This is a genomic window from Marinobacter sp. (assembly GCF_039977835.1).
In the GTDB taxonomy this organism is placed as follows: Bacteria; Pseudomonadota; Gammaproteobacteria; order Pseudomonadales; family Oleiphilaceae; genus Marinobacter.
In genome coordinates, this window is sequence record NZ_JBDWCL010000011.1 from 1 (window position 1) to 26,236 (window position 26,236).

The window sequence follows — 26,236 nt, forward strand, 5'->3', positions numbered from 1 at the left end:
ATTAAAGACTACCTGGCAAGATACAACGACGATCCCAAACCTTTTATCTGGCGCAAAACAGCGGATCAAATCATTGCATCAATCGCTCGTCTTTCCGATAAGCTGAATAATAAGACGAACTTTTGTTAAGGCACACTAGGAGTGCCCACTGCACCGGGGTAAATCCATTCCGGGCCTACGGCCCTCGACCGGACGCCCTTGTCAGAGTGCCGCTTATGGCTGGCGTTAGGCACTTAAGGAGCCTGTATGACTATCACAGCAGAACAATCTCAGAGATGGGTATGGTTTATTGATGTCGTATTTGGCGCAATCGTTGCTCTTGGCATACAAATCTACGAGCCGGTCGCTCGTGAAGCTTGGTCGCAAGGCGTCAGCGAGTTCCTGTTGACGATATTCGTCGGAATTTCCATATTCTCGTTTGTTGTATACGATATTGCTGTCTACCATGCGCTAACAAATAAATTCCCGTTTGATATGACTTCCCTTAGCTTCCTGAGGTTTTATCTCGACTTGGTGATGGCGTTCACCCTCTATCTACTTATGGCTAATGCGTTCCAGCTTCATCCGGACTGGGTTAGCATTATCGCAGCAGTGTCATTTTGGCACTGTGCAGCAGTGGCTTGGCACTTGCTGGCCCGACAGGAGCATGATGTGGTCGGAGGAATTTCTAGTGCAGTTCTCCCTCACGTTTCATTTATAGCTGTTTACTGGATAGTTGCTTTCGTAGCTGCCCAAATAGGGGAGGAGATAATTGGCCTGGATGGTACAGCGCTATCTTCATTAATACTGATCATTGTATCCACCACGATTCTGTTCATCTCTTTATTTCGATGGAACCAAATTATTAAAAAGGTTGCCGTGTAAAGCGGCCTAACCAATAGTTTCAGTTCGTTATGGGCCGGGAGGCCCTCCACCGGACAGCCTTGTCGCCGCTTCGCTCTGCCAAGGCGGCCGCTGAATGTTGGCGTTATTCCAAAATCTGAATGTTCGCTTTGCGACCTCGGCGCCCCTACACACTCAAAGCGGACATTTTTGGTTAACTAGTCAACCATAACTTGGCCAAAACGGACAATTTATGGTTTAACTACCATTAGATAGGTGTAAATCGCTGAAAAATGGTGGGCCCACCTGGACTCGAACCAGGGACCAAAGGATTATGAGTCCTCTGCTCTAACCAACTGAGCTATAGGCCCTTTTATCAGCGAATGCTGCTTAAAGGTTTGCTTTTCGGAGTGTTGCTCCCGGGCGGGAGCAACAAAGCGGGCGCCATTATACCGGTGAGGGATGGCGCCCGCTACTGTTGTGGTGTTATCCGTTGCCCTGATCGTCAATGAAGCCGCGCAGGTGGTCGGAGCGGGAAGGATGACGCAGTTTGCGCAGGGCCTTGGCTTCGATCTGGCGGATCCGCTCGCGGGTAACATCGAACTGTTTGCCCACTTCTTCCAGAGTGTGGTCGGTGTTCATCTCGATGCCGAAGCGCATGCGCAACACCTTGGACTCGCGCGCCGTCAGGCCGGAGAGCACGGAGCGGGTGGCTTCGCGCAGGCCCTCGGCAGTGGCCGAGTCGACGGGTGACAGGGCCTGGATGTCTTCAATGAAGTCGCCCAGATGGCTGTCTTCGTCATCGCCGATCGGGGTTTCCATGGAGATCGGTTCCTTGGCGATCTTCAATACCTTGCGGATCTTGTCCTCAGGCATTTCCATGCGCTCACCCAGCTCTTCCGGCGTGGGCTCGCGACCCATCTCCTGCAGCATCTGGCGGGAGATACGGTTGAGCTTGTTGATGGTCTCGATCATGTGCACCGGAATACGGATGGTGCGGGCCTGGTCCGCAATGGAGCGGGTGATGGCCTGACGAATCCACCAGGTGGCGTAGGTGGAAAACTTGTAGCCACGGCGATACTCGAACTTGTCGACGGCTTTCATCAGGCCAATGTTGCCTTCCTGGATCAGGTCCAGGAACTGCAGGCCACGGTTCGTGTACTTCTTGGCAATGGAAATAACCAGGCGCAGGTTGGCTTCCACCATTTCTTTCTTGGCACGGCGAGCCTTGGCCTCACCGATGGAGACGCGGCGGTTGATTTCCTTGATGTCGGAAACGTCCAGGTCCACTTCTGTCTGGATGTTGGCGATGCGCTTCTGCAGACGGACGATCTCGTCGATGCGTTCTGCAATCAGCGGCGCGTAGGGTTTCTTGCCTTTGGCAATCTTCTCGGCCCAGTCCAGACTGGTTTCGTTGCCCGGGAATGTCTTGATGAAATCCTTGCGTGGCATCTTGCACTCACGCACACAGATTTTCATGATCGCGCGCTCGTTTTCACGCACCAGATCGTTGGTGGAACGGACAACGTTCACCAGCTCGTCAAACGCCTTGTTGCCCAGCTTGAAGGGTGCGAACACCTGGCCGAGCTCGTTCAGGGCTTCCTGGGTTTTCTTGTGGGCACGGCCGTACTTGGCCAGGCACGCATCGGCGGCATCGAGCTTTTCTTTCAGTAGCTCGAAGCGCAGGCGGGTTTCTTCCGGATCCGGACCGCTTTCGGTTTCTTCTTCGCTGTCGTCATCATCGTCATCATCGGATGAGTCGTCAGAGCTGCTGGAAGTGTCCGGAGTGTTGTCTTCGTCCATGAACGGTTCGGCGCCGTCCGGATCGAGGAAACCGGATACGATGTCACTGAGGCGGCCTTCGTTCTCGATAATGCGGTCGTAGGCCTGGATAACGGTGCCAGTGATGCCCGGAAAATGCGCAACGGCTGCCATCACATCGCGGATGCCTTCCTCGATGCGCTTGGCAATGACGATTTCGCCTTCCCGGGTCAGTAGCTCCACGGTGCCCATTTCCCGCATGTACATGCGGACCGGGTCGGTGGTGCGGCCGGCGTCGGATTCAACAGCAGCGAGTGCGGCAGCGGCTTCTGCTGCAGCGGCTTCGTCGGCGGTGGAATCGCCGTCGGTCATCAGCAGCGTGTCTGCGTCCGGTGCAACTTCAGATACCTGGATGCCCATGTCGTTGATCATGCGAATGATGTCTTCGACCTGATCCGGGTCAGCAATGTCTTCCGGGAGGTGGTCATTTACCTCAGCGTAAGTCAGGTAACCTTGCTCTTTGCCTCGTGCAATGAGATCTTTTAAACGTGATTTCTGCGAATTGCCTGACATAGACACCCTGTGGACTCGCTGGTAAAAGTAAAAAAGTTAAACAGCCATTATAGCTGTCACGCTAATGCTCTGCCACCGGATGGTTAGATGGTGGTCAACACTGCAAGTTTCAAGTGCAGTACCGTCTCCGGCTGCAGTTTTTGCGTTTTCTGGCCCGCCGGCCCTGTTTCTGGTGCGGCTCAGTCGTCGCTCTGGCCGCTGAGTGCTTTCAGTTCCTGCCGTTCCTCGGCGGTGAGGTCGGCAAGGCTGCGTTTTTCCGACAGCAGGGACGCCAACCGTTGCTTTCGTGCTACTTCCCGGTTCGGGTTCAGCATCTCCCGGGCGCCTGCCAGGGTCTGTTCCCGAGCCGGCACGTGCTCAATACCATCGAACAGCCCGTAGAACCGCTCCCTGGCCTGCTTGTTCATTGCCAGTTGCCGTGTCAGTGAGCGCCGGTTGCCAATCTCATTCTCCAGGATCCAGCCGGCAAACTGGCCAGCCTGCCGGTATTGGCGGCTGCTTCTGCATAGCTCGGCAATTTCGCTGGCCATATCCGGAGCTTCCAGCAGGGCCAGGCAAAGCTGGGTGTCCTTGCTGAGCTTTACGTCAATCCGTTGTTCCTGCACACGGCGTTCGCCGTAGCCACCTTTACCGTTCGGTTGCCGGCGGTTCTGCCAGTCTCCCCGGTTGTTGCCGCACAGCCGCAACATCTCGTGCCACATGGCATCTCTGAGGGTGCTCCGGGGCATTTTCTTGAGCAGCGGTTCTACTCGTGCTTTGAGCTCGCCACGGTCTTCCGGCAGTGTCAGGTCCAGCCCCTCGCTCTGTCGGTTGAACAGGTAGCGGGACAGGGGGGTGGCGCCGTCGATGCGCTTCCGGAACGCGTCCGCGCCTTCCTTGCGTACGAGTGTGTCCGGGTCTTCGCCGTCCGGCATCATCAGAAACTGCAGATGCAGTCCGTCAGTCAGCAATTCCAGGGCGTTTTCCATCGCCTTGTCTGCGGCGCGATAACCTGCCTGGTCACCGTCGAAGCAGAACACCACGTGCCGCACCTGTTTCAGCAGGGCCGACAGGCTGTCCTGGTTAGTGGCGGTGCCCAGTGTAGCCACCGCAAAATGGATGCCGTTCTGCGCCAGCGCGATGACATCCATGTAGCCTTCCACCACCAGCAACCTGTCGAGCTGGCGGATCGACTGTTTGGCTTCATAAAGGCCATAGATTTCGCGGCTTTTATGGAACACATCAGACTCCGGAGAGTTGATGTACTTGGCCTTGTCGTCGCCCAGGGTGCGCCCGCCAAAGGCAATGGTCCGCCCGCGGCTGTTGCGGATCGGGAACATCACCCGGTTGCGGAACAGATCCCGTGGCCGGCCATACTTGTCGGAGACCGTGCCGGTTTCAATCAATGGCCCCTGCAGGTCCTTGCTGGCGCTGTCGAACAGGGCGGTGCCGGTGCCGGGCGCGTAGCCCAGCATGTACTGTTCGATAATGCTGTCGTCAAGGCCCCGTTGTTTCAGGTAGTCCCGGGCGAATTCGCCCTGTTGGCCCCTGAGAGCGCCCTGATAGAAGCGTGTGGCGTAATCCAGGGCGTCGGTCAGGGTTCGCGCCTGTTGCATTTCCTGGCGCGCGCTCTGGTCGTAAGGCACTTCCATGCCGGCGCGTCGTGCCAGCTCTTCCACCGCGTCGGTAAATCCCAGGCCGTCGAATTCGCGAACAAAACTGATGGCATCGCCATGGGCGCCACAGCCAAAGCAGTGATAAAAGCCCTTGTCCGGCCGAACGTTGAAAGACGGCGTTTTTTCATCATGGAAGGGGCAGCGGGCCTTGTAGTTGCCGCCGGCCTTTTTCAGGGTGATACGTGATCCGATCAGCTCGGCCAGGTCTATCCGGTCGAGCAGGTCTTCAACAAAACGTTGCGGGATCAGTCCACTCATGATGTCTCCGGTCGCGCGGAAAGTGCCGGGCCTGGAAGTACAGCCAAAAATGCCGCCGAAGCCAGGCCTCGGCGGCATTTTGGTATCGCTCTGTGCAACCTGTGGCTATACAGGCGATTATAGGCTTGCAGTCAAGCGGCGTCCGGTAAAGCTTAGTACAGACGCTCGAACTTGCGCTGTTCCCGCTGAAGCTTCTTGAGATGACGCTTGACGGCTGCAGCTGCCTTGCGCTTACGCACGGCTGTCGGCTTCTCGTAGTGCTCGCGGCGACGTACTTCCGACAGCACGCCTGCTTTTTCGCAGGAACGCTTGAAGCGACGAAGGGCTACGTCAAACGGTTCATTCTCTTTCACTTTAACAGCTGGCATTCGAAAATCACCTACCTGATTGATTCGGTTTCTGTTTTGTCTGATCGACCGGTCTGTCAGATCGACTCGATACCTGGTCAGATTGGCTAAAACTCGACCAGTGCGTATTTAAGGCCGGCAATGATAGCGCCTGGCCATGGGCGAGGTCAATGTTTGTTCGATGAAACTGACGGAGGGTTTCGGGTTTCTGCTAAAATGCTCCGCTGACGTTCACCAGCCCGGAGTTGTGGCCCTTATTTATGCTGATTCTCGGTATCGAAACCTCCTGCGATGAAACCGGCGTTGCCCTCTACCACAGCGAGCAGGGGCTGCTGGCGCACGCATTGTTCAGCCAGATAGACATGCACGCGGACTACGGCGGCGTGGTGCCGGAACTGGCCTCCCGCGACCACGTTCGCAAACTGCTACCTTTGTACGATCAGATACTGGCAGACGCCGGCAAGGGGCGCGCTGATATCGAGGGAATTGCTTACACCGCAGGCCCCGGCCTGGTGGGGGCTCTGATGGTGGGTGGTTCCGTGGCCCACGCGCTGGGATTTGCACTGGGGGTGCCAGTGCTGGGCATACATCATATGGAAGGCCATTTGCTGGCGCCGATGCTGGAGGACAATCCCCCGGCGTTTCCCTTTGTCGCCTTGCTGGTATCCGGCGGCCATACCCAACTGGTACTGGTGAAGGGCATTGGCGAGTATGAAATGCTCGGCGAATCCGTGGATGACGCCGCCGGCGAAGCCTTCGACAAAACCGCCAAGATGCTGGGACTGGACTATCCCGGCGGGCCGAGGGTAGCGGCACTTGCTGAAAAGGGGGTGCCAGACCGCTACCGGTTCCCGCGCCCGATGACGGATCGGCCGGGGCTGGATTTCAGTTTCAGCGGCCTGAAGACCTTCACCCTCAATACCGTCAATGCCGCGGAGAAAGCCGGCGGGCTGGACGACCAGACCCGCGCCGATATTGCTCTGGCCTTCGAAGCGGCGGTGGTGGATACCCTCACCATCAAGTGCCGCCGGGCCCTGGAGCAGACCGGTAGCAAGCGTTTGGTGATTGCTGGCGGCGTCAGTGCCAACAAGCGCCTGCGGGCGGGGCTTGAGAAGATGACCGAAAAGCTCCGCGCCGGCGTGTTCTACGCCCGGCCTGAATTCTGCACCGATAACGGGGCGATGATTGCCTACGCGGGTTGCCAGCGCATGAAGGCCGGGCAGCAGGATGGGGATCGCATCGTGGCGGTGCCGCGCTGGCCGATGAACATGTTGCCGCCGGTGGGCGAGCCACGGACGAATGGCCTTGTAGACTAGAAACCGGGCTCCCGACCCTGGGCCATACGGATCAGGTTGTTGCGGTGGCGCACTACGATCAGTATGGCCAGCAGGCCGAACAGGGGCAGGGTGTCCGGTTCGATCAGAGCGCTGATGATTGGGCCGCTGACAATCGCCACAATCGAAGCGAGCGCGGAAATCTTCCATCGCCACATCACCAGTGCCCAGATGGCTGCCAGCATCAACGTGGTGACCGGCGCCAGTGCCAGCCCGGCCCCCAATGCGGTCGCCACGCCTTTCCCGCCCTTGAACCGATAGAACAATGGAATCATATGCCCGGTCACTGCGCACAGTGCCACCATTGCCTGCGAGAGACTCGTCAGGTCTGCCTGGTGGGCCAGCCAAACTGGCAGCCATCCCTTTGCGGCATCCAGAAACAGCGTCACTGCCGCCGGAGGCCAACCGCCGGTGCGATAGACGTTGGTGGCGCCAGGATTGCCGGAGCCCAGGGCCCGTGGGTCTGGCAGTTGCCAGGCGCGGCATACCGGCAGGGCGAACAGCACTGAGCCTGCCAGGTAGGCCAGGGCGCAGAGCAGAACTGTCAGTACCGGGTCGCTCAGATAATTCATCGGCGGTGTTCATTGGCAAAGTGGCAAAAGACGCAAAGACGCGCACCGATCATTTATGAGAAAATGCCGGCCCCGCGACGAAGCAGGTCAGAAATTACACAGTATCCGCTGCCTGCGCGTTATTCAATCAGCAAAGAGTGTAAGCCCGGGAGTGCCTCCGTTGACAGATAGTGTACTGATCGAAGGTCTGGCCGTTGAGGCAATCATCGGCGTGTACGATTGGGAGCGGGAAGTGGGCCAGCGGCTGCTGGTGGATCTGGAGATGGCATGGGATAACCGGGTGCCCGCGGCCTCGGACTACGTCGGCGATGCGCTGGACTACGCGCTTGTGAGTGAGCGGGTCTCGGCTTTCCTGGTCCAGGCTCGCCCACAGCTGCTGGAAACCGCCGCCGAAGGCATTGCCAGGTTGCTCCAGGATGAGTTTGGCGTGCGGTGGCTGCGGCTGACCCTTCGCAAGCCGGGGGCTGTGCCAACTGCGGTGGGGGTTGGCGTGAAGATTGAGCGGGGGAGTCGGTGATGCCACGGGTGTATATCAGTATCGGCAGTAACATTGACCGTGAGCGGTATATCACTGCGGCGCTGGATGCGCTGGATCACTGGTTCGGGAGGTTACTGATTTCCTCGGTGTACGAAAGTGAATCGGTCGGCTTTGACGGCTCCCCCTTTTACAATCTGGTTGTCGGCGTCGATACGGAGTTGGCTGTGGCTGAACTGTCGGTCCGTTTCAAACAACTGGAGGCGGACAATGGCCGGCTCCGGGACGTGCCGAAATTCAGTGCCCGAACCCTGGATCTGGACATTCTCACCTACGACGACGAGGTCGGCACGGTTGATGGCGTGGAACTGCCGCGGGGCGAGATACTGAAGAACGCCTTTGTGCTGCTGCCACTGGCGGAAATTGCGCCAGCTGATATTCATCCGGTCTGCGGCCAGCGTTACCACGACCTATGGCAGGCCTATGACCGTGACCAGAAACTCTGGACGGTGGATTTCATCTGGCAGGGCCGGCTGATTTCCCGGGCCGCTGCCAGTTAGACCTGCAGCCTGCCCTCAGGACGAGTGGTGGGTGCGGTAGATCCGGATCAGGTTATCCGTTGAACTGTCGCTGGGCTCGACGCCTTCCGCCGTTTCACCGCTAAGGCGCTCCAGAATGCCCTTGCCCATCTGTTTGCCCAGTTCCACGCCCCACTGATCGAACGAGTCCACGTCCCAGATGATGCCCTGGACAAAGGTACGGTGCTCGTAGAGCGCAATCAGGGCGCCCACCGTCTCCGGCGTCGACTTGTCCATCAGCAGAGTATTGCTGGGTTTGTTGCCGGGGATCACCTTGTGGGGCGCCAGCTTGTCGATGTCTTCCGCGTTCATGCCTTCCGCCTTCAGTTCGGCTTTCGCCTCCTCCAGGGTTTTGCCGGACATCAGCGCCCGTGACTGGCTCAGGCAGTTGGCGAACAGGGTAACGTGGTGGCTGGCAACGTGATTGTGAGTTTCCAGGGGAATAATGAAATCCGCCGGAATCAAACGGGTGCCCTGGTGCAGCAGCTGGTGAAAGGCGTGTTGGCCATTGGCGCCGACGCCACCCCAGATCACTGGCCCGCTCTGGTAGCTCAGCGATTCACCGTTCTGGGTGACGCTCTTGCCGTTGCTCTCCATATCCAGTTGCTGCAGGTGTGCCGGCAGGCTGCGCAGGTAATGGTCGTAGGGCAGGATGGTGTAGGTTTCGGCACCCCAGAAATTGTTGTACCAGATCCCCAGCATGGCCATCACTACGGGCAGGTTTTGCTCAAGAGGGGTATTGCGGAAGTGCTGGTCCATCGCATTGGCGCCAGACAGCAGGGCACGGAAGTGGTCCATGCCAATAGTCAGTGCCACTGGCAGGCCGATGGCGGACCACAGCGAGTAACGCCCGCCCACCCAGTCCCACATCGGGAAGATATTGTTCTCGGAAATGCCAAAGTTCACCGCTTCCGGCGTGTTGGCGGTCACCGCTACGAAGTGCTTTGCGATCTGGTCCTCGGTGCCTCCGTTATCCAGGAACCAGGCCCGGGCCACCTTGCTGTTTTCCAGGGTTTCCTGGGTACGGAAGGATTTGGACTGGATCAGGAACAGGGTGGTTTCCGGGTTTACCCGGTTCAGCACTTCGGCAATCTGGGTGCCGTCGATATTGGCCACATAGTGGCCCTTCAGTTGCCCATGCCAATAAGGCCGCAAAGCTTCCGATACCAGTTTGGGGCCGAGGAAGGAGCCGCCAATGCCAATGCTCACCACATCGGTAAAGGCCTTTCCGGTATGACCCAGCCAGCGTTTGCTGAGCACGTCGTCCACGAACTGTGCCATGCGGTTCAGTGTGGTTTCCACTTCCGGGGTGATGTTGGTGCCATCGACAAGGAGAGGGGCGCCACTGGTATCCCGCAGGGCGACATGCAATGCCGGGCGCTTTTCCGTCACATTGATGTGGTCGCCGCGAAACATGGCTTCGGTGCGTTCAGGCACACCACAGCGTCTGGCCAGCGCCATAAGCCTGGTCATGGTGTCGTCGGTCATGCGATTGCGGGAGTAGTCCAGTGACAGGCCGGCGCCGCTTATAAAGAAGCGGCTGGCCCGGGCCGGGTCGTCGCGGAACATCTCCCTCATGTGGGTATTTTCCAGTTCCGTCTGATGCTTTGTCAGTGCCTGCCACTCTGGCCGGCTGGTGAGTGGAGCAGAGCCCTGAGACATAATGGAATCCTTTCGTCAGTCTGTTCGGTTAACGGGTGATGGACAGGTTGTCGATAAGCCGTGTGGTCCCGAGAAACGCCGCTACCAGTAACGTAAGCTCAGTATCGTCTGTGCTGGCCGGCTTGAGGGTCAGGCTGTTGGCGATATTGAAGTAATCCGGGCGCAGGCCGGCCTCGCTGAGGGCCTCGTTGGCTTCCTGCTCCAGCGTTACAAAATCGCTGCGTCCATTCTGGATCTGGTCTGCCGTGTTTTGCAGGGTGCGATAGATGATAGGGGCGATGGCCCGCTCCTCTTCCGTCAGGAAACCGTTGCGGGAGCTCTTCGCCAGCCCGTCCTCCTCACGCACTGTCGGGCTACCGATCACTTCCACCGGAATCATCAGGTCGCGGGCCAGTTTGCGGATGACCGCCAGCTGCTGGTAATCCTTCTCGCCGAAAACGGCGATGTCCGGTTGCACCATGTTGAACAGCATGGTGACCACCGTTGCCACACCCTCAAAGTGTCCCGGCCGGCTTGCGCCGCAATGGCCTTCACTGACTTCCGGAACAACAACGCGGGTGTGCCGTGCCAGCCCCTGGGGATATATTTCGTCATTAGAGGGGGCGAACACCAGTGTGCTGCCCGCCTCATCCAGTCGTTCCTGGTCTTCGATCAATGTGCGCGGGTAGGTGTCGAGATCTTCAGTGGCACCGAACTGCATGGGGTTCACGAAGATGGTGGTGACCACAATGTCTGCGGCCTCCCGTGCCTTTCTCACCAGCGAGATGTGGCCCTCGTGCAGGTTGCCCATGGTAGGCACCAGCCCGATGCGTTTGCCCTGCTGGCGGTAGCCGCGAAGCATGGCGCGAAGTTCTTTCAGAGTATGTACGGTTCTCATGCCTTGAACGTATGCTCCTCGGCGGGAAATGAGCGGTCGCGAACCGCGGCCACGTAAGCTTCAATGGCACCTTTGACAGATCCGGTCCCGGCCAGGAAATCCTTCACGAAGCGTGGCTTTCGGCCGGTGGTCATGCCCAGCATATCGTGTACAACCAGTACCTGCCCATCCGTGTCCGCGCCAGCGCCAATACCAATAACCGGAGCCTGAACGGCCTGGGTAATACGGGCGGCAAGCGGGGCGGGCACGCATTCCAGCAGGATCACATCCGCGCCGGCGGCAACCAGTTCGCAGGCATGCTCGATCATCAGTTCGGCATGCTTTTCATCCCGGCCCTGGACCTTGTAGCCGCCGAATTTGTTGACGAACTGCGGAGTCAGGCCCAGGTGTGCACATACCGGTACGCCACGTTCACTGAGAGCGTGAATGGTGTCTTTCATCCAGTCGGTGCCTTCCAGCTTGACCATGTGTGCACCCGCGCGCATCAGCTCCGCCGCGTTCTCAAGCGCTGCTTCAACAGTGCCATAGGTCATAAAGGGCATGTCGGCCATGATCAGCGAGCCACGGTTGCCCTTGGCCACGGAGGATACGTGATACACCATCTGGTCCATGGTCACTGGCAGCGTGCTGTCGTGCCCTTGCAGCACCATGCCGAGGGAGTCGCCGATGAGGATAACGTCAACGCCAGCCTCACTGACAATTTGTGCAAAGGTGGCGTCGTAGGATGTCAGTACGGAGAAGGCTTCGCCCTTCTGCTTGTAGTCCCGCAGGGTATTGATGGTAACAGCCATAGAATCCTTGCCTTGTGGGTGGATGGGCTAAAACCGCGCCGGGGTATGCCGGCAATCAGGTCTTAAGGGTAATCCGGGGGTGGATCTGAGGCAATAGCGGCACGCCGGGCTATTGGTGTCAGCCTGGCGGGAAAGGCTCTCGCGCCACCGGATTGAGTTTTTGCAAGTTGTTGTCCGGGCACTGTTGCCTCAGGCCCGCAAGGCTGCGACCGTCCGGCAGAACCCGTTCCGGGTCCAGGTCCAGCAAGGGCTGGAGCACAAAGTCCCTATTTGCCAGTTCGGCGTGGGGCACTGTCAGGCGTGCACTGGCGATGGTTTCGTTGCCGTACAGCAGCAGATCCAGGTCCAGTGTTCGCGGGCCCCAATGCTGAACCCGTTCACGGCCGTGGGCCTTTTCGATGGACTGAAGCTGGTCCAGCAGTTCCAGTGGTGTCAGTTCGGTGCGTAGCCAGAGAGCGCCGTTCACGAAATCGGGTTGGTTCTGGGGGCCGACTGGCTTGCTGCTGTAGAAGGCCGATTGCGCCAGCAGTTCGGTTTGCGGCAGCGCGGCCAGCCGGGCCACAGCGCCGGCCAGTTGGCTGGCGGGGTCTGCCATATTGCTGCCCAGTCCGATAAAGGCGTCTGTGGCCGTCATGCTCAGGTCTTCTTTGCAGGTTTCTTGCGGCGACGCTTCTTGGGGCCATCGCTACCCAGCTGGGTCAGCATGCGTTCCTGACCTCGCTCGTCCGCCTCCTGGAACTCTGTCCACCATTCGCCAAGTCCGGGCTCGATCTCGCCGGCCGCTTCACGCACCAGAAGGAAATCATAGGCGGCCCGGAAACGTGGGTGGGACATGGTCACAAAGGCCCGTTTGCCCTGGCGGCGAGGCAGGCGCATCTGCAGTTCCCAGATTTCTTTCATGGGGCCAGAAAAACGTTTGGGGATAGAGGTGGCCTGGACCTGGCGGCCAATAATCTTGGCAATAGCCTGGTGCAGGGCCGGCTGTACCGGTTCCCCGTTGTCCTGGCGTTTGCGCCATTCCGCCTGCAGGGCAGGCCAGAGCATGGCCGCGAACAGGAAGTAAGGGGTAACGGACTTGCCCTGGGCAATGCGGGCATCGGTGTTGCGCAATGCCTTGCGGATCAGCTCGTCCGGCTGGCCGTTGTCGATGGCTTGCACGGTTTCCGGGAAAAGCGGTGCCAGCAGGTTGTACTCGCTGAGCAGGTCATAGGTGGCCTCACCGTAGCCGGCGGAAAACAATTTCAGCACTTCTTCGAACAGCCGCGCTGGTGGGATGTGTGTCAGTAGCGGCGCCAGCTCCCGGATCGGCGCCTCGGTTTCCGGTTCAATGTCGAAGCCAAGCTTGGCTGCGAAGCGCACGGCGCGGAGCATGCGTACCGGGTCTTCACGGTAGCGGGTTTCCGGGTCGCCGATCAGTCTCATCTGGCGGTTGTTGAGGTCTTCGATGCCATTGGCGAAGTCCACTACGGTGAAGTCGCGAATGCAGTAATAAAGTGCATTGACGGTGAAGTCCCTGCGCAGGGCGTCTTCCTCCTGGTTGCCGTACACATTATCTCTTAACAGCAGACCGTGTTCGCTGGTTCTGCGGTCATCATCGTCGTCGCTGTCCTCTTCCGCATCCGCGGCGTTGCCCCGGAAAGTGGTGACTTCAATGACTTCGCGCCCGAACAGGACATGGACGATGCGAAAGCGCCGCCCAATCAGTCGGGAATTGCGAAACAGGTCATGAACCTCTTCCGGGGTCGCATTGGTTGCGATGTCAAAGTCTTTGGGCTTGCCGCCAAGAAGGATGTCACGAACACCACCGCCGACCAGATAGGCTTCATAGCCGGCATTGTTCAGGCGGTTGAGCACCTTTTTGGCGGGCTCGCTGATGGCGGAGCGGGAGACATTATGCTGGTCCCGGGGGATTTCCCGGCGCTGATAGGTGCGGGCTTTTTTCTTCCCGTTTCCTGACACGTATGACAATAGTCGTTTAAGCATTGAATTCCGTTATTGCGGTGAGCAAAAGCGAGAGTTTAACGGTTTGGGCGGGATTTGCACATGTCTGGCGCCATAAGCCTGCGAAAACTGCTGGTGGAGTGGGCAGATATGGCCAGGTCGGAAAACCGTTGGGCCAGATAATCAAAAGGCGGATCCGTTTTCACGAATCCGCCCTGAAAGCGTTGACGATCTGCATTGTTTTTGTTTTTACCGGGATTTTTCTTCGTTTTTCTGCCCCACTGTCAATCCCCAAATTCAGGGATCTCAGTAGTGCAAACGGAAAGCTTTGAATACACAGAGCAGTCAGAGACATCGGACGGGTTATCAGATAAATGCAGTGCCGTCTGGACGACGATTCTTCTCCACATCTACAACCCGCACGCGCCGTGGGACCACTAAAAAGCAAAGTACCCAAAACACTCAGTTCGCTCACGTTCTGTTTTTGTTTTTGTTACCGAACGTCTTCTACAGCTTTTTGTTCTTGTTGTTGGCGCTGCGTTGTCACTGTTGTTTTTGTTGTTGTGCGCCCTATAGAGTGCAGTCCGTGTGCCAGTTTTTGAAAAGTGTTTGTTAACAGTAAGTTAGTGTTTCGCAATCTATAAGGGAGGGTACGTATAAGTCCGAAGTGTTACTGTGCGCCCTTTTTTTAGATCGCGGGTGTTACCGTGAGGAACACGAGGTAACAACTGAGTGCCAGTTCACAGTTTTACGGTCGTCCCCGTTCGGCTCGGCAGTCTCCGATCAGTTGCCGGAGCTTTTCTTGCGGGGAATACCAAGACGCTGGCGCCTCTCCCACAACGACTTGCGGCTGATGCCGAGCTTTTGGGCAAGCTCTGTTTCACTCATTCGGTCCTGGTTTTCCAGCACAAAGTGCTGGAAATAGTCCTCGAGCGACAGGTCACTGGTTGATTCAGCTTCCCGTGAAAGGTTCTGTTCGTTATTGCCCTCTACCAGGGATTCGGGGATGTTTACGTCACCACCTTCGCCATCCAGGTCCAGCAGGGATGGGGTGATCAGGTCGTTATCGCAAAGGATGGTGGCTCGTTCAATGGCATTCTCCAGCTCCCTGACGTTACCTGGCCAGCGATGGCGCTCAAGTGCACGCATGGCCTCCGGGGTCAGGTTAAGGTCGGGTTTGCCCATTTTCTCGCCCTGACGCTTCAGAAAGCGCTGGGCCAGGCCCAGTATGTCTGCCTGGCGTTCCCTCAGGGGTGGGATGCGAACCTGCATAACGTTCAGGCGATAGAACAGGTCTTCCCGGAATTCGCCGGTGCGGGTCATGGCCTTGAGGTTACGGTGGGTGGCGGCGATCATGCGAACGTCCACCTGGCGGCTCTGCGTGGAGCCTACCTTGCGTATCTCTCCTTCCTGGAGAACCCGCAACAGTCGCGCCTGTGCCTCGGCGGGCAGTTCGCCGATTTCGTCCAGAAACAGGCTGCCGCCGTCTGCGGCTTCGATCAGGCCGGTGCGGGCGGACACAGCACCGGTAAACGAACCTTTTTCATGGCCGAAAAGCTCCGATTCGATCAGACTTTCCGGAATGGCTGCACAGTTAACCGAAATAAGGGGGCGGGCAGCGCGAGGGCTCATCAGATGCAGCGCCCTTGCCGCAAGCTCTTTACCGGTTCCCGATTCGCCCTGTATCAGTACCGTGGTTTCGGTGGGTGCCACTTTGCGGATTAACGTGAATACCTTCTGCATGGCCTCGCAGTGGCCAAACATAATGGCGGCAGGGTCACTGTCAGGATCACTGGCGGTGCCGCGATCGGTTCTCTCCTCACCGGCGCTGGCGGCCTGTGGCTGCCTGGCAAGGATGTTTTCCACGGCTTCCAGCATTTCATCGTGGTCGAACGGCTTGGCGATGTACTCCACCGCTCCCATTTTCATGGAGTCCACGGCAGAGCGCAGACTGGCATAGCTGGTCATGATCAGCACCGGTGTATCCGGAGCGCGCCTGATCAGCTCTGTGCCCGGCGCGCCGGGCAGACGCAGGTCGGAAATGATCAGGTCAAACTGGGCGGGGTCGTGGCTGTCCTCCGCTTCTTCTACCGATCCCGCATCCGCAACGTCGTAGCCTGCGTGTGTGAGTAGCTTGCGCACGGCTGAACGGATAATCTCTTCATCTTCTACGATAAGAATACGAGGCATAGCGGTTTTACGACCCTTGGTTCTGGCTGATGGTGGTTCCGGCGTCCGGTTCGTAGGCGGGCAATCTCATGCGCACGCACGTCCCCCGGGCCAGCTCGGCATTTACCGGGCTGTCCACCTGTATGTTGCCGTAGTGTTCTTCAATGATGCTGTACACCAGTGATAATCCAAGGCCGGTTCCCTTGTTGGGTGCCTTGGTGGTGTAAAAAGGCTCGAATATATGGTCCAGCTGTTCCGTCGGAATGCCGGACCCTTCATCGGTGACTTCGATAATAGCGGAGTAGCCGTCGAGGTTTCCACTGATGCGGACCTTTCCACCAACCGGTGAGGCGTCACGGGCATTGGCCAGCAGGTTGATAAATACCTGTACCAGCCTCTGCTCGTCGCCAAGAATAAACAGGTCTTCGGGGCACTCATTGACATAGTGAACCCCCATGCCTTTATCACTGAGAGAGAGAAGGTTGATGGACTCATCGACACACCGGCGAATGGCCACCGGCTCATAACGGTTGGCATGGGCATGGTTGCCGGTACGGGCAAAATTCATCAGCGACTGCAGAATGGTGGATATGCGCCGGGTCTGCTGCTGAATCTGGTCGGCGGTGGAGAGAATGTCCGGGTCATCCGTTTCCAGCTTCAGGTTCTGGGCCAGTGAGGAGATGCCGGTGACCGGGTTGCCGATCTCGTGGGCAACACCTGCAGCCAGCCGACCCACCGAGGCCAGTCGTTCGCTGTGCATAAGTTCGTCTTCCAGCAGGCGGGTTTCAGTCTGGTCTTCCACCAGAATAATGCTGCCGCCCTCGGTGTGGTCCGGGCCACTCAGCGCCGCCTTGTGAAGGTTCAGCCAGTGGGGGCGGCCTTTCAGGTCCAGCCTGTGCTTGTACCGGTGCAGATCTTCACCGCTGTTGAAGTCGTCAAGCAGCAGGTGCCAGTGCTCCGGCAATGCCATGAGCCGTGCCCCCACTACGTCATCGGCGGTAATGCCGGTGAGGGTTTCCATGGCGTTGTTCCACATCAGTATTTCGCCATCTTCCCCCACCGAGCACGCGGGGATGGGCAGGTTCTGAAGGGTCTGGCGGTAATGCCGGCGCAGGTTGTCCAGTTCACCGGCGAGCCCCGTCAGGCGGTTTTGGTATTCGCCAAGTGCGCGCTCCACGTAACGGATGTCCTGGGCCGTGCCCCCGCTCGCCATGGGTTTGTAGCCAAGATGCCGTTTGACAAGATCCCTTGCGACAGCAGGCCCGAGAAGGCCTGAGAGATTCACTTCTATCCGGTCACGAAGACGCCGGAGCTGGTAGGGGCGGTATTCCACGTTGGGCAGTTTGAGCTGGGCCAGCGCCCGTTCGACTTCCCGCCTGGCAACGCCAAGCCCCAGAGGTACCGCAAGTTGCCGCATGAAATCCGCCGAGGATGTTGCCAGTAACTCCCTGCGCTGGGGGCGTGATAGCGCGCCCAGTGAGCAGGCTTCGGCGGCGCCGGCTTCTTCGGCGGTGCTGGTACTCAGCACTGAAATCAGTGCGAAAACCACGACATTGACCGTCAGGCTGACGAACGTAAAAATATGCCAGTTGCTGTAGTCGGGCACCATGGGTGCGCCGAGGAATTCCAGCAGGTTGGCGGTGTGGGAGAACGGCAGCACCAGGGTGACAACCCAGATGGTCAGCCCCGATACCAGTCCGGCGATCAGCCCGCGGCGGTTTCCTTCCGGCCAGTAAATCACCCCCAGAGCCCCGGGTAACAGCTGAAGCATACCAGACAGTGATATTGCGCCGAGAATGGAGAGGTCCAGGTTCTTGCCCAGGGTTTCGTGAAACAGCAGGGCCGCAAAAATGATGGCGGCAATCAGCAATCGTTTGACCCACCTCAGCCAGTGATAGATGTCACCCTGGTCTTTCGGCGTACGAAGAGGGAGTACCGCGTGGTTCAGAACCATGCCCGCCAGCGCCAGGGTGCTGACAATCATCAGTCCGCTGGCAGCAGACAGCCCTGCGATATACATCAACAATGTCAATGCCGGACTGCCGAGCGCCTGGGCAGTACCAATAGCGTAAAAATCAGGGCCGGTAGTGGCCGCCAGAGCCTGACCGCCCCATAGAATCAGTGGCACCGGCAGGCCCAGCAACAGCAGATACAGGGGGAGACCCCAGCTGGCTTTTGCCAGTGCCTTGGGGGAAGGGTTCTCGCTGAAAGTCATGTGGTACATGTGGGGAAGTACCAGGGCAGCGGCAAACGACATCAGCATCAGTGCCCGCCAGCTGCCATCGTCAATGCTCATGGTCATGGAGCTGACCGGCGTGCTCTGGTCTGCGAGCCAGGTTTCCACTCCTGCCATGCCATCAAATACACCAAACAGGATGACTCCGCCCAGGGTGAGCAGGGCAAACAGCTTGACCAGGGAGTCGAACGCAATCGCCAGCACCAGGCCCTGGTGATTTTCCGAGCCCTGACTGCGCCGCGTACCGAACAGCATGGCGAACAGCACCACGATAATACTGAACAGCACACTGATAAGCCGGGGCGAGGTGTCGGGGGCCAGCAGGCTGGCAGAGGTGGAGACGGCCTGAATCTGCATACTCAGCAGGGCCAGGATGGCAGTGCCCGAACAGATGGTAACCAGAGTACCCGCCCACTGGCTGCGATAGCGGTAGGCAAACAGGTCGGCAAGGGAGGTTAGCTGATAGGCGCGGCCAATTCTCATGACCGGGTTCAGGAGCACCGGTGCCAGTAGAAAGGCCCCACTGATGCCAAGGTAGTAGGCCAGAAAGCCGAACCCGGCTTCCGCGGCCATGCCCACCGCGGCATAGACCGCCCAGATTCCGGCATAGACGCCGAGGCTCAGGGTATAGACCAACGGATGCCGGACCCAGCTGCGCGGCAGCACGCCCTTTTCCGTAATCCATGCGATGCCGAACAGCAGGATCAGATACAGTAGGCTGGCCAGTAGGAGGCCGGGAGCGCTAAAACTCATTGGGATCCCGGCGCCATTCCAGCCAGAAGCCGATAGCGATCAGGCCAGCCCAGATGACGTAGGGGCTGTACCAGGCATTCTCTGGTGAGGTCCACCAGTCAAGAATGTTGGGTGAGAATATGTAGATGGCCAGAACCAGAAGGAAGACCAGACGGTAGATATACATCAGGCATGATATCCGCACTGTCGTTTGTGAGAAGCTTTATAACATGTCGTTCACCGGGCTGTCAGGTGAATCCGCTCTGGTGCCCAGTTGGCCGCAGCCCGGTCGAGCAGGGTATCGATGTCGGGGGTGCCCGACAACTGTCTGGGGTCCTGGCCCAGAGCCGCGAGGGCCTGTTGCAGGTTGTCTTTGGCGTGCCGGTTGTCCAGGGCCGGGGCGTGGTTCTGTTTGCTGAGCTTCTGCCCTTCAGCATTGACGATGACCGGAATGTGCATCCAGTGCGGCGGTTGGGCGCCCAGGGCCCGGAAGATCTGCTGTTGCTGAGCGGTCATCTCGAGCAGGTCAGACCCTCTGACCACGTGAGTAATGCCCTGGTCAATGTCGTCGGCAACCACTGCCAGTTGGTAGGCGTAGAATCCTTCCTTGCGGAGAATAACCGGGTCGTCCAGTTCGGCGTGTACGGTCTGGGACTGAGGGCCCAGCAACTGGTCTTGCCATCGGCACTTTTCGTCGTGTAGTGCGAAGCGTACAGCGAACGGCCGTTCGCCCGGGTCGGCATGGCCCAGGCGGCAGTGTTCCGGGTGTCGGCCTCCGTTCTCGCTGAGCTGCTTGCGTGAGCACGCGCAGCGATAGGCCAGCCCCCGGTCCAGAAGCTGGTTGATCAGCGTGTGGTAATAGGCGTGGCGTTCAGACTGAAAACAAACCGGCTCGTCGGAGCGCATGCCATGGGCTTCAAGGCTCGCCAGTATGCGCTCAGTGGCTTCCGGTGATTCCCTCAGGGGGTCCAGGTCTTCAATGCGGACAAGCCACGTGCCGCCGCGTTTGCGGGCTTCGAGATAACTGGCAACGGCAGTAACCAGCGAACCAAAATGCAGCGGGCCGGTCGGGGAGGGCGCAAAGCGACCCCGGTAAGAGGATTCAGCCATGGTCAGTGCCTGCTGGCCCCGCTTCGGGAGCCAGCGTGCTCATGCGACGGGCAATTAAATACCGGTCTGGCGCTCGCGGATTTCGGCGAGGGTTTTGCAGTCGATGCACAGCGTTGCGGTAGGACGTGCCTCAAGGCGACGAATGCCGATCTCAACACCGCACTGGTCGCAGAAGCCGTAATCGTCCTTGTCGATGCGGTCGATGGTCTGGTCAATTTTCTTGATCAGTTTGCGCTCGCGGTCACGGGTGCGCAGTTCCAGGCTGAACTCCTCTTCCTGGGTTGCACGGTCGCTGGGATCCGCGTAATTTGCGGCGTCTTCCTGCATATGGTGCATGGTGCGATCCACTTCTTCCATTAGCTCCTGCTTCCATTGCAGAAGCAGGTGCTTGAAGTGCTCGAGCATATCGGCACTCATGTACTCTTCACCCTTTTTCAACTCATAGGGGGTGAAGTTGGTAATACGTTCGCGTGGTTGTGCTGCAGTATTTGCCATCGAATACGGCCTCTTATAATCCTGAAAAGCACTCGCCCTGAAACGGGAATTTGCGGAAAATAGCAGATTAGTCTCAGGGGCGCCAGCCTTGTGACAACAACTTTAGCATGGAGTCATCAATGAAGTTACCCGCTCCGCTCATCGAAGGCCGCCTGCTTCGCCGCTACAAACGTTTTCTTGCCGATGTATTGTTGCCGGATGGCAATGAAGTGATTGCGCATTGCCCGAATACAGGCTCCATGCTGGGCTGTCAGCCGACGGATGCGCGAGTCTGGCTTAGCGCCAGTGACAACCCGAAGCGCAAGCTGAAGTACACCTGGGAACTGGTTGAGACAGCCCCGGACGAAGTGGCCTGTATCAATACGTCGCGGCCCAATGGTCAGGCACGTGAGGCAATTGAACAGGGGGTTGTACCTGAGCTGGCGGGCTATGGGCAATGCCGGGCGGAGGTGCGGTACGGAGCAGAGAAAAGCCGGATTGATCTGCATCTGTCTGGTCACCACAGTCTTGCTGATGCCTGGGTGGAGGTCAAGAACGTCACGCTGTGTGAGAATGGCCGGGGCTACTTTCCGGATGCGGTAACAACCCGCGGTCAGAAACACCTGCGGGAGTTGATGGCTCAGGCCCGTGCAGGAGAGAGGGCAGTGCTCTTCTTCGTGGTCAACCATACCGGCATAAGCAGCGTACGCCCTGCGGACCATATCGACCAGGCCTATGGTGAACTTCTGCGCGCAGCGGAGGCGGCCGGTGTTGAGCTGTTGGCTTACAGGGCGGGGTTGTCGGGGCTCAAAGGGCCCGATGGGGATATATCGCTGGTGGAGTCTGTGCCGGTCATTCTGGAAGCCTGACCAGAATCGTGCCGCTGTCGTCCGTTACCTCGAGCGGGGTCAGCGCCTCCCCCTGGCAGGGGCCAGCGATGCACTCACCATTTTCGGGAATGAACAGCGCAGCGTGGTTGGCGCACTGGATAAAGCAGTTGTCCGGGTCCATGAATCGCCCGGGCATCCAGTTCAGCTCTATGCCAAGGTGAGGGCAGTGGTTCAGGTAGGCATAGAGGTTTCCTTCCCGCTCGAAGATAAAGCCGCTTCGTTCATTTTGCCTGTCGTGGCCGTTGCCGAGGGTGAATTCCACGAACTGCCCCCCGGAAAGTTCACTGCGTTGGCAGACCGCCTGCCGGCCGTGTGTCATCGTTCCTCCGGGTTCATGCGCCGGGCAGGCCGAAATGCTGGCGGATTCGGTCTGCTACGGCTTCCGCCACGTGTTCCTGGTCTGTATGCAGGTGGATGGTGTGGGTCTTCTCTTCGGTCGTCAGTGGCTCAAACCAGGTTTCCTGCACCTCAAGCAGCTCTTCGGTGGCCTCGGAGGCGTCACCGGCGCGATTGCGGATCCATTCACGGCGACTTTCCAGTGGCGTCTCGCAGTGAATGAGGGCGAATGGCATGCCACGGCTTTCGGCGACGTCAGCCAGCATTTCGCGTTCAGCCTGTTTCAGGCAGGCCGCGTCCACGATGACCGGCATGCCGCCTGCCAGCAACTTGCCGGCAAGGTCTGCAAGGCGCTGGTAGGTGCGATGGTTGGCCTCTTCGGTATAAAGGTTCTCGCCAGCGGGCGATTTGCTGTTATCAAGCGGCCCCAGGCCGAACAGGCGCTTACGTTCCACATCCGAGCGCAGCCGGATCAAACCGAGCTCTGCAGCCATGGAACCACTCACCAACGATTTCCCGCTGGCTGAAAGCCCTGTGGTGGCCAGCAGATAGGGGTTGGGGATGGCGCTGTAATCTTCCGCCAGCTGGGCGTAATCGCGATACCGCTGCATCAGTCCGTCGCGGTCTGCCTCGGTCAGGGAAGGATTGCCCATGGTAAACAGCGCGATCTTGGCCCGCACCATGGCGCGATAGGCCTTATACAGGGGAAGAAGCGGCAGCGCATCGTAATCGCCACGGTATTCCAGGTAGGTGTTCAGCACCAGGTTTGCCAGTTCCGGCTCGCGCCGGGATTCCAGGTCCATGAGCAGAAAGGCAAGATCATTGATGACATCAATCCAGCGGAAAGGTTCGCTGAATTCAATGCAGTCAAACACCGTGACTTCCCCCTCATACACGGTGATGTTGGCCAGGTGCAGGTCGCCATGGCATTCGCGAACAAAACCGCTTTCGTAGCGTTGCGCGACCAGGGGCGAATGGCGCTCGAAGGTGGTGCGGGCCCATTGCTCAAGGTTGTCCAGTTGCAGTAACAGCGCCTCGTCCTCAATCATTGGGCGGATCTGGTCGAAGTTTTCCTGCATGCCGGCGTAGACGGCGTCTGGCGTTCCCAGCGGTTTTCCTGGCGTGACCGGCGGCTGCTTCTCGTGGAACTCAGCTACCTGGCGGGCCAGGTTTGTGAGCAGGTCCGGTGTCAGTTTGCTGTTTTCCTGACACACGTCGAACAGGTCGTTCTGGTCGAACTGACGCATACGAATCGCGTATTCGAAGGCTTCGCCCTGGCCACCCAGTTCAGGTGAATTTGCCGAACCGGTAATGGGCAGAACGTCCAGGTAAAGGTTCTCGGCAAGGCGGCGGTTCAGGCGAAGTTCTTCTTCGCAGAAGTGTTTGCGCCGCTCCAGGGACGAGAAATCCAGAAAGCCGAAATCCATGGGTTTCTTGATCTTGTAGGCGAAGTCGCCGGTCAGGATGACCCAGGAGATATGCGTCTCGAGAACCTGAAATTCTTTCACCGGGTGGTCATACAGCGCCGGATTCTGCAGGGCCAGAATCAGGTTGTCGGAATTTGCGTCGCTCACGGCTCTCTCCTTGGGTTCCTCGAACTCGTTGATTTTGCTTGCGCCTATCATAACGGGCAGATTACAGAAATAACACACGGATGGCCTGCCTCACCGATGGCGGGATTCGTTATAATCCCGCCATGAAAAAATCTGCTTCTCCCAAAAAATCTCCGAAAAAAAACGGCCGCAAACGTAAAGACGCCCGCCGGCCGTGGTTCTGGAGGCTGTTTCTCCGTGTATTTTTTATTGGTGTGGTTCTGCTTGCCGGCTGGATGGTTTATCTCGACGCCGTGGTGACCTCCCGCTTCGAAGGCCGCCGCTTTGAGGTGCCGTCCCGGGTCTACGCCAGGCCACTGGAACTGTACGATGGTGCCAGTGTGAGCTCCGGCGCGCTGCAGCGGGAACTTGAACTGTCTGGCTACCGCGCGGGCGATGGCCGCAAGGCGGGTACCTATCGCCGCAGCGGTGGGCATTTTCAGATCAGCACCCGTGGCTTTCTGTTCACCGACGGGCTTGAGCCGCGTCGGCGGCTTTCGCTGACGATCTACGGGGACCGGGTGCAGGAATTCAGGGTACTATCGGGCGACGGTTCGCCCATTGTCCGTCTGGAGCCGGCCCAGATCGGGGGCATCTATCCGGCCCATAAAGAGGACCGGGTACTGGTTCAGCTTGACGACGTTCCGAACCTGTTCACCGATGCCTTGCTGGCCGTAGAAGACCGTAATTTTCATGATCATCACGGTATTGCGCCGCTGTCCATTGGCCGGGCTATGCTGGCAAACATTCGCGCCGGCGGGATTGTGCAGGGCGGCAGTACACTGACCCAGCAACTGGTGAAGAACTTCTTCCTGACCCGCGAACAGACGTTACTGCGCAAAGGGAATGAGGCGTTAATGTCGGTGCTGCTGGAACTGCATTACGAGAAAGACGACATACTGGAAACCTATCTTAATGAGGTTTATCTGGGCCAGGCGGGCACCCGTGCCATTCATGGTTTCGGGCTGGCGAGCCAGTTCTACTTTGGTGAGTCCATCCGTGAAATTGACGCCCACCAGATTGCGTTACTGGTAGGCATGGTCAAGGGGCCGAGTTACTACAATCCCAGGCGCCACCCGGAGCGAGCGCTCTCCCGTCGCAACCTGGTCATCGACGTTATGGCCGAAACCGGCCTCATTGGTGAAGAGCAAGCCGCCCGGGCCCGCGCCCAGCCACTTGGCGTCACCGACAAGGCCTCCTATTCCGAAAACCGTTACCCGGCCTACATCGACCTGGTGCGCCGCCACCTGGCGAGGGATTACAAACAGGAAGACCTGCAAAGTGAAGGCCTGCGTATCTTCACCACCCTGGACCCGGCCATTCAGTACGCAGCGGAGTTTTCCGTCAAGGACATGCTTTCCCGCATGGAGGGAGGCTCCGACACAGTGCTGGAGTCTGCGCTGGTGGTTACTTCCCGTGACAGCGGTGAGGTACTGGCGCTGGTCGGCGGCCGAGATCCGCAATACGCAGGCTTCAACCGCGCCCTGGACGCACGGCGGCCGATTGGCTCATTGATCAAGCCTTTCATCTACCTGACCGCTCTTCAGCAACCTGAACGCTACAACCTGATTACACCGGTGGAAGACAAGGGGTTTTCCCTGGTGTTCGACGACGGCAGGCGCTGGGAGCCCAAAAATTATGATGGCGAGGAGCGAGGACTGGTACCCCTGCATGAGGCTCTGTCACGCTCGTATAATTTCCCTGCCGTGCGTGTTGGCCTCGACGTAGGCATTGACGCGGTGAAGTCCACGCTGCAGAGCTTTGGGGTTACCAGCGGTATATCCGAGTATCCCTCGATGTTGCTGGGTTCCGTGGCCATGACGCCGGTAACCGTGGCCCAGATCTATCAGGGGCTGGCTACCTCGGGGTTCAACACGCCGTTGAGAACCATCCGGCAGGTAACCGATGCAGACGGTGAAGCACTTTCCCGCTACCGCCTGAAAGTGGACCAGGTGGCCGACCCGGCCGCTGTGCACCTCGTTCAGTATGTGATGCAGGAAACCATGCAGGAAGGCACCGGGCGCTCTGCTTACCGCACCGTGCCGCGTGAGCTTACCCTTGCAGGCAAGACCGGAACCACCGATGATGGCCGCGACTCCTGGTTTGCCGGTTTCAGCGGGGATCTGCTGGCGGTTAGCTGGGTCGGCCGTGACGATAACGGGCCCACATCGTTGACCGGTGCCACCGGAGCCTTGCCGGTATGGTCCCGGTTCATGAGCCAGGTGCCCCAGCACGGATTCTCTCCGGTAGTGCCGGATGGGGTGGAGTACCACTGGGTGAATGCGGCGGAAGGCGCCCTGACCGACGAACACTGTGAAAATGCACGCCTTGTACCGTTCATAACCGGCAGCGAACCCGAGGTAGAGGTTTCCTGCGGCGGTAATATAGAACGGCGTATACGGGGCTGGTTTGAAGGACTTTTCCAATGAAAGCGAACACATTCAGATATGCGGGTGTACTGGCTCTGGCGCTTGCAGTGGCTGGCTGCGCTTCTGGCCCGGGTGGCGGTTCCATCTATGTACCGGCCGGTGGTTCCTCGTCCAGGGATGAGGCCCCCGAGCCGCCACAGACCAGCGACAGGGACGAACCGAGGGTGGAGCGCAAGAGCGAGCAGCCCGAGGAGCCGGTGCGTCAGCAGGAGTACAGCTCACCGAGCTATCAGGACGAAGGCGATGCACTTTCGCCTGCCGCCAGAAGCCTGATCAAACGTGCTGACAGCCTGATGGCCGCTGGTGATACCCAGGCAGCAGTGGCGCAACTGGAGCGAGCGCAGCGGATTGCCCCGCGTTCCGCGGAGGTTTACTTCAAGCTTTCGGAGGCCTATGTAGCCCTGGACCAGTTGGGATCGGCTGAACAGTTCACCCTGAAAGGGCTGTCACTGGCGGGCAGTGATTCATCACTGCAGCGGGCAGGCTGGTTGCTGCTGGCGGATATTCGTCGTGCAAGGGGGAATGTGGCCGGGGCGGATCAGGCTGAGGCTAGGGCCTCGGCACTGTGAATTGCGATAACTGCTGGCTGGAGTAGCCGGACAGTTTCTGAACTGCCCGGCTA

23 protein-coding genes and 1 tRNA gene are annotated in these 26,236 nt (G+C 58.7%); 7 read left to right on the forward strand and 17 right to left on the reverse strand.

Annotated features, from left to right (window positions below):
* Positions 1 to 246: 246 nt before the first annotated feature.
* A complete protein-coding gene (locus tag ABJM11_RS04690; RefSeq protein WP_348293557.1) occupies positions 247 to 864 on the forward strand; it encodes a hypothetical protein in 618 nt (205 codons plus the stop codon).
* Positions 865 to 1,116: 252 nt separating this feature from the next.
* Here ABJM11_RS04690 and ABJM11_RS04695 read toward each other — a convergent pair.
* From ABJM11_RS04695 to rpsU, 4 genes are all read right to left on the reverse strand, one after another.
* A tRNA-Ile gene (locus ABJM11_RS04695) sits at positions 1,117 to 1,193 on the reverse strand.
* 115 nt (positions 1,194 to 1,308) lie between these two features.
* The gene (gene rpoD, locus ABJM11_RS04700; RefSeq protein ID WP_348293558.1) at positions 1,309 to 3,156 is read right to left on the reverse strand and encodes an RNA polymerase sigma factor RpoD; all 1,848 of its coding nucleotides are present in this window, start codon (positions 3,154 to 3,156) and stop codon (positions 1,309 to 1,311) included.
* A gap of 179 nt (positions 3,157 to 3,335) precedes the next feature.
* Positions 3,336 to 5,069, reverse strand: coding sequence for a DNA primase (gene dnaG / locus ABJM11_RS04705; protein WP_348293559.1), 1,734 nt, complete (start codon positions 5,067 to 5,069; stop codon positions 3,336 to 3,338).
* A 152-nt stretch (positions 5,070 to 5,221) separates the two neighbouring features.
* Complete coding sequence (rpsU, locus tag ABJM11_RS04710; RefSeq protein WP_007153483.1) at positions 5,222 to 5,437, reverse strand: 30S ribosomal protein S21; 216 nt, start codon at positions 5,435 to 5,437, stop codon at positions 5,222 to 5,224.
* A gap of 239 nt (positions 5,438 to 5,676) precedes the next feature.
* Between rpsU and tsaD the strand changes: the two genes are divergently transcribed.
* Positions 5,677 to 6,732 (forward strand): tRNA (adenosine(37)-N6)-threonylcarbamoyltransferase complex transferase subunit TsaD, encoded by a 1,056-nt coding sequence (gene tsaD / locus ABJM11_RS04715; protein ID WP_348293560.1) that lies wholly within the window; start codon positions 5,677 to 5,679, stop codon positions 6,730 to 6,732.
* On the opposite strand, the gene plsY is transcribed toward tsaD, so the two are convergent.
* A complete protein-coding gene (gene plsY / locus ABJM11_RS04720; protein WP_348293561.1) occupies positions 6,729 to 7,322 on the reverse strand; it encodes a glycerol-3-phosphate 1-O-acyltransferase PlsY in 594 nt (197 codons plus the stop codon). The two genes, tsaD and plsY, sit on opposite strands and share 4 nt — an antisense overlap.
* A gap of 160 nt (positions 7,323 to 7,482) precedes the next feature.
* On the opposite strand from plsY, the gene folB reads away from it, so the two are divergent.
* Both folB and folK (ABJM11_RS04730) read left to right on the forward strand, forming a co-directional pair.
* Complete coding sequence (gene folB, locus ABJM11_RS04725) at positions 7,483 to 7,839, forward strand: dihydroneopterin aldolase (protein ID WP_348293562.1); 357 nt, start codon at positions 7,483 to 7,485, stop codon at positions 7,837 to 7,839.
* Positions 7,839 to 8,357 (forward strand): 2-amino-4-hydroxy-6-hydroxymethyldihydropteridine diphosphokinase, encoded by a 519-nt coding sequence (gene folK / locus ABJM11_RS04730; RefSeq protein WP_348293564.1) that lies wholly within the window; start codon positions 7,839 to 7,841, stop codon positions 8,355 to 8,357. Before folB ends, folK (ABJM11_RS04730) begins: the two co-directional genes overlap by 1 nt.
* 15 nt (positions 8,358 to 8,372) lie before the next feature.
* Here folK (ABJM11_RS04730) and pgi read toward each other — a convergent pair whose 3' ends face one another.
* The 10 genes from pgi to dksA all read right to left on the reverse strand — a co-directional run bounded on the left by pgi (position 8,373) and on the right by dksA (position 20,388).
* Complete coding sequence (gene pgi, locus ABJM11_RS04735) at positions 8,373 to 10,037, reverse strand: glucose-6-phosphate isomerase (RefSeq protein ID WP_348293565.1); 1,665 nt, start codon at positions 10,035 to 10,037, stop codon at positions 8,373 to 8,375.
* Between the two features lie 28 nt (positions 10,038 to 10,065).
* Positions 10,066 to 10,914: a pantoate--beta-alanine ligase gene (gene panC, locus ABJM11_RS04740; RefSeq protein ID WP_348293566.1), complete on the reverse strand. Its 849-nt coding sequence runs from the start codon at positions 10,912 to 10,914 to the stop codon at positions 10,066 to 10,068.
* Complete coding sequence (gene panB, locus ABJM11_RS04745; protein ID WP_348293567.1) at positions 10,911 to 11,705, reverse strand: 3-methyl-2-oxobutanoate hydroxymethyltransferase; 795 nt, start codon at positions 11,703 to 11,705, stop codon at positions 10,911 to 10,913. Before panB ends, panC begins: the two co-directional genes overlap by 4 nt.
* 118 nt (positions 11,706 to 11,823) lie before the next feature.
* Positions 11,824 to 12,339 (reverse strand): 2-amino-4-hydroxy-6-hydroxymethyldihydropteridine diphosphokinase, encoded by a 516-nt coding sequence (gene folK / locus ABJM11_RS04750; protein ID WP_348293568.1) that lies wholly within the window; start codon positions 12,337 to 12,339, stop codon positions 11,824 to 11,826.
* A 2-nt stretch (positions 12,340 to 12,341) separates the two neighbouring features.
* On the reverse strand, positions 12,342 to 13,688 hold the full coding sequence (pcnB, locus tag ABJM11_RS04755; protein ID WP_348293570.1) for a polynucleotide adenylyltransferase PcnB: 1,347 nt from the start codon (positions 13,686 to 13,688) through the stop codon (positions 12,342 to 12,344).
* Positions 13,689 to 14,429: 741 nt separating this feature from the next.
* Positions 14,430 to 15,836 (reverse strand): sigma-54 dependent transcriptional regulator, encoded by a 1,407-nt coding sequence (locus ABJM11_RS04760; protein ID WP_348293571.1) that lies wholly within the window; start codon positions 15,834 to 15,836, stop codon positions 14,430 to 14,432.
* 7 nt (positions 15,837 to 15,843) lie between these two features.
* Entirely contained in the window at positions 15,844 to 18,804 is a 2,961-nt protein-coding gene (locus tag ABJM11_RS04765; RefSeq protein WP_348293572.1) for an ATP-binding protein, read from the reverse strand.
* The gene (locus ABJM11_RS04770) at positions 18,794 to 18,970 is read right to left on the reverse strand and encodes a hypothetical protein (RefSeq protein WP_191966977.1); all 177 of its coding nucleotides are present in this window, start codon (positions 18,968 to 18,970) and stop codon (positions 18,794 to 18,796) included. Before ABJM11_RS04770 ends, ABJM11_RS04765 begins: the two co-directional genes overlap by 11 nt.
* Before the next feature lie 50 nt (positions 18,971 to 19,020).
* Entirely contained in the window at positions 19,021 to 19,893 is an 873-nt protein-coding gene (gluQRS, locus tag ABJM11_RS04775; RefSeq protein ID WP_348293574.1) for a tRNA glutamyl-Q(34) synthetase GluQRS, read from the reverse strand.
* Positions 19,894 to 19,947: 54 nt separating this feature from the next.
* Entirely contained in the window at positions 19,948 to 20,388 is a 441-nt protein-coding gene (gene dksA / locus ABJM11_RS04780) for an RNA polymerase-binding protein DksA (RefSeq protein WP_348293576.1), read from the reverse strand.
* 119 nt (positions 20,389 to 20,507) lie between these two features.
* Here dksA and sfsA point away from each other — a divergent pair, with 119 nt between their 5' ends.
* Positions 20,508 to 21,236, forward strand: a complete 729-nt coding sequence (gene sfsA / locus ABJM11_RS04785; RefSeq protein WP_348293578.1) for a DNA/RNA nuclease SfsA — start codon at positions 20,508 to 20,510, stop codon at positions 21,234 to 21,236.
* On the opposite strand, the gene ABJM11_RS04790 is transcribed toward sfsA, so the two are convergent.
* Positions 21,220 to 21,576: a Rieske 2Fe-2S domain-containing protein gene (locus ABJM11_RS04790; protein WP_348293580.1), complete on the reverse strand. Its 357-nt coding sequence runs from the start codon at positions 21,574 to 21,576 to the stop codon at positions 21,220 to 21,222. The two genes, sfsA and ABJM11_RS04790, sit on opposite strands and share 17 nt — an antisense overlap.
* A gap of 13 nt (positions 21,577 to 21,589) precedes the next feature.
* A complete protein-coding gene (locus tag ABJM11_RS04795; RefSeq protein ID WP_407069962.1) occupies positions 21,590 to 23,218 on the reverse strand; it encodes an AAA family ATPase in 1,629 nt (542 codons plus the stop codon).
* Positions 23,219 to 23,289: 71 nt separating this feature from the next.
* Between ABJM11_RS04795 and mrcB the strand changes: the two genes are divergently transcribed.
* Positions 23,290 to 25,614, forward strand: coding sequence for a penicillin-binding protein 1B (gene mrcB, locus ABJM11_RS04800; RefSeq protein ID WP_407069963.1), 2,325 nt, complete (start codon positions 23,290 to 23,292; stop codon positions 25,612 to 25,614).
* A complete protein-coding gene (locus ABJM11_RS04805; RefSeq protein WP_348293584.1) occupies positions 25,611 to 26,183 on the forward strand; it encodes a tetratricopeptide repeat protein in 573 nt (190 codons plus the stop codon). The genes mrcB and ABJM11_RS04805 overlap by 4 nt, the downstream gene beginning before the upstream one ends.
* Positions 26,184 to 26,236: the final 53 nt, after the last annotated feature.

Bases quoted from the DNA above. Each gene is read 5' to 3' on its own strand.
- ABJM11_RS04690 (WP_348293557.1), top strand. From the start codon at position 247: ATGACTATCACAGCAGAACAATCTCAGAGATGGGTATGGTTTATTGAT.
- rpoD (WP_348293558.1), bottom strand. From the start codon at position 3,156: ATGTCAGGCAATTCGCAGAAATCACGTTTAAAAGATCTCATTGCACGA.
- dnaG (WP_348293559.1), bottom strand. From the start codon at position 5,069: ATGAGTGGACTGATCCCGCAACGTTTTGTTGAAGACCTGCTCGACCGG.
- rpsU (WP_007153483.1), bottom strand. From the start codon at position 5,437: ATGCCAGCTGTTAAAGTGAAAGAGAATGAACCGTTTGACGTAGCCCTT.
- tsaD (WP_348293560.1), top strand. From the start codon at position 5,677: ATGCTGATTCTCGGTATCGAAACCTCCTGCGATGAAACCGGCGTTGCC.
- plsY (WP_348293561.1), bottom strand. From the start codon at position 7,322: ATGAATTATCTGAGCGACCCGGTACTGACAGTTCTGCTCTGCGCCCTG.
- folK (WP_348293564.1), top strand. From the start codon at position 7,839: ATGCCACGGGTGTATATCAGTATCGGCAGTAACATTGACCGTGAGCGG.
- pgi (WP_348293565.1), bottom strand. From the start codon at position 10,037: ATGTCTCAGGGCTCTGCTCCACTCACCAGCCGGCCAGAGTGGCAGGCA.
- panC (WP_348293566.1), bottom strand. From the start codon at position 10,914: ATGAGAACCGTACATACTCTGAAAGAACTTCGCGCCATGCTTCGCGGC.
- panB (WP_348293567.1), bottom strand. From the start codon at position 11,705: ATGGCTGTTACCATCAATACCCTGCGGGACTACAAGCAGAAGGGCGAA.
- folK (WP_348293568.1), bottom strand. From the start codon at position 12,339: ATGACGGCCACAGACGCCTTTATCGGACTGGGCAGCAATATGGCAGAC.
- pcnB (WP_348293570.1), bottom strand. From the start codon at position 13,688: ATGCTTAAACGACTATTGTCATACGTGTCAGGAAACGGGAAGAAAAAA.
- ABJM11_RS04760 (WP_348293571.1), bottom strand. From the start codon at position 15,836: ATGCCTCGTATTCTTATCGTAGAAGATGAAGAGATTATCCGTTCAGCC.
- ABJM11_RS04765 (WP_348293572.1), bottom strand. From the start codon at position 18,804: ATGAGTTTTAGCGCTCCCGGCCTCCTACTGGCCAGCCTACTGTATCTG.
- ABJM11_RS04770 (WP_191966977.1), bottom strand. From the start codon at position 18,970: ATGTATATCTACCGTCTGGTCTTCCTTCTGGTTCTGGCCATCTACATA.
- gluQRS (WP_348293574.1), bottom strand. From the start codon at position 19,893: ATGGCTGAATCCTCTTACCGGGGTCGCTTTGCGCCCTCCCCGACCGGC.
- dksA (WP_348293576.1), bottom strand. From the start codon at position 20,388: ATGGCAAATACTGCAGCACAACCACGCGAACGTATTACCAACTTCACC.
- sfsA (WP_348293578.1), top strand. From the start codon at position 20,508: ATGAAGTTACCCGCTCCGCTCATCGAAGGCCGCCTGCTTCGCCGCTAC.
- ABJM11_RS04790 (WP_348293580.1), bottom strand. From the start codon at position 21,576: ATGACACACGGCCGGCAGGCGGTCTGCCAACGCAGTGAACTTTCCGGG.
- ABJM11_RS04795 (WP_407069962.1), bottom strand. From the start codon at position 23,218: ATGATAGGCGCAAGCAAAATCAACGAGTTCGAGGAACCCAAGGAGAGA.
- mrcB (WP_407069963.1), top strand. From the start codon at position 23,290: ATGAAAAAATCTGCTTCTCCCAAAAAATCTCCGAAAAAAAACGGCCGC.
- ABJM11_RS04805 (WP_348293584.1), top strand. From the start codon at position 25,611: ATGAAAGCGAACACATTCAGATATGCGGGTGTACTGGCTCTGGCGCTT.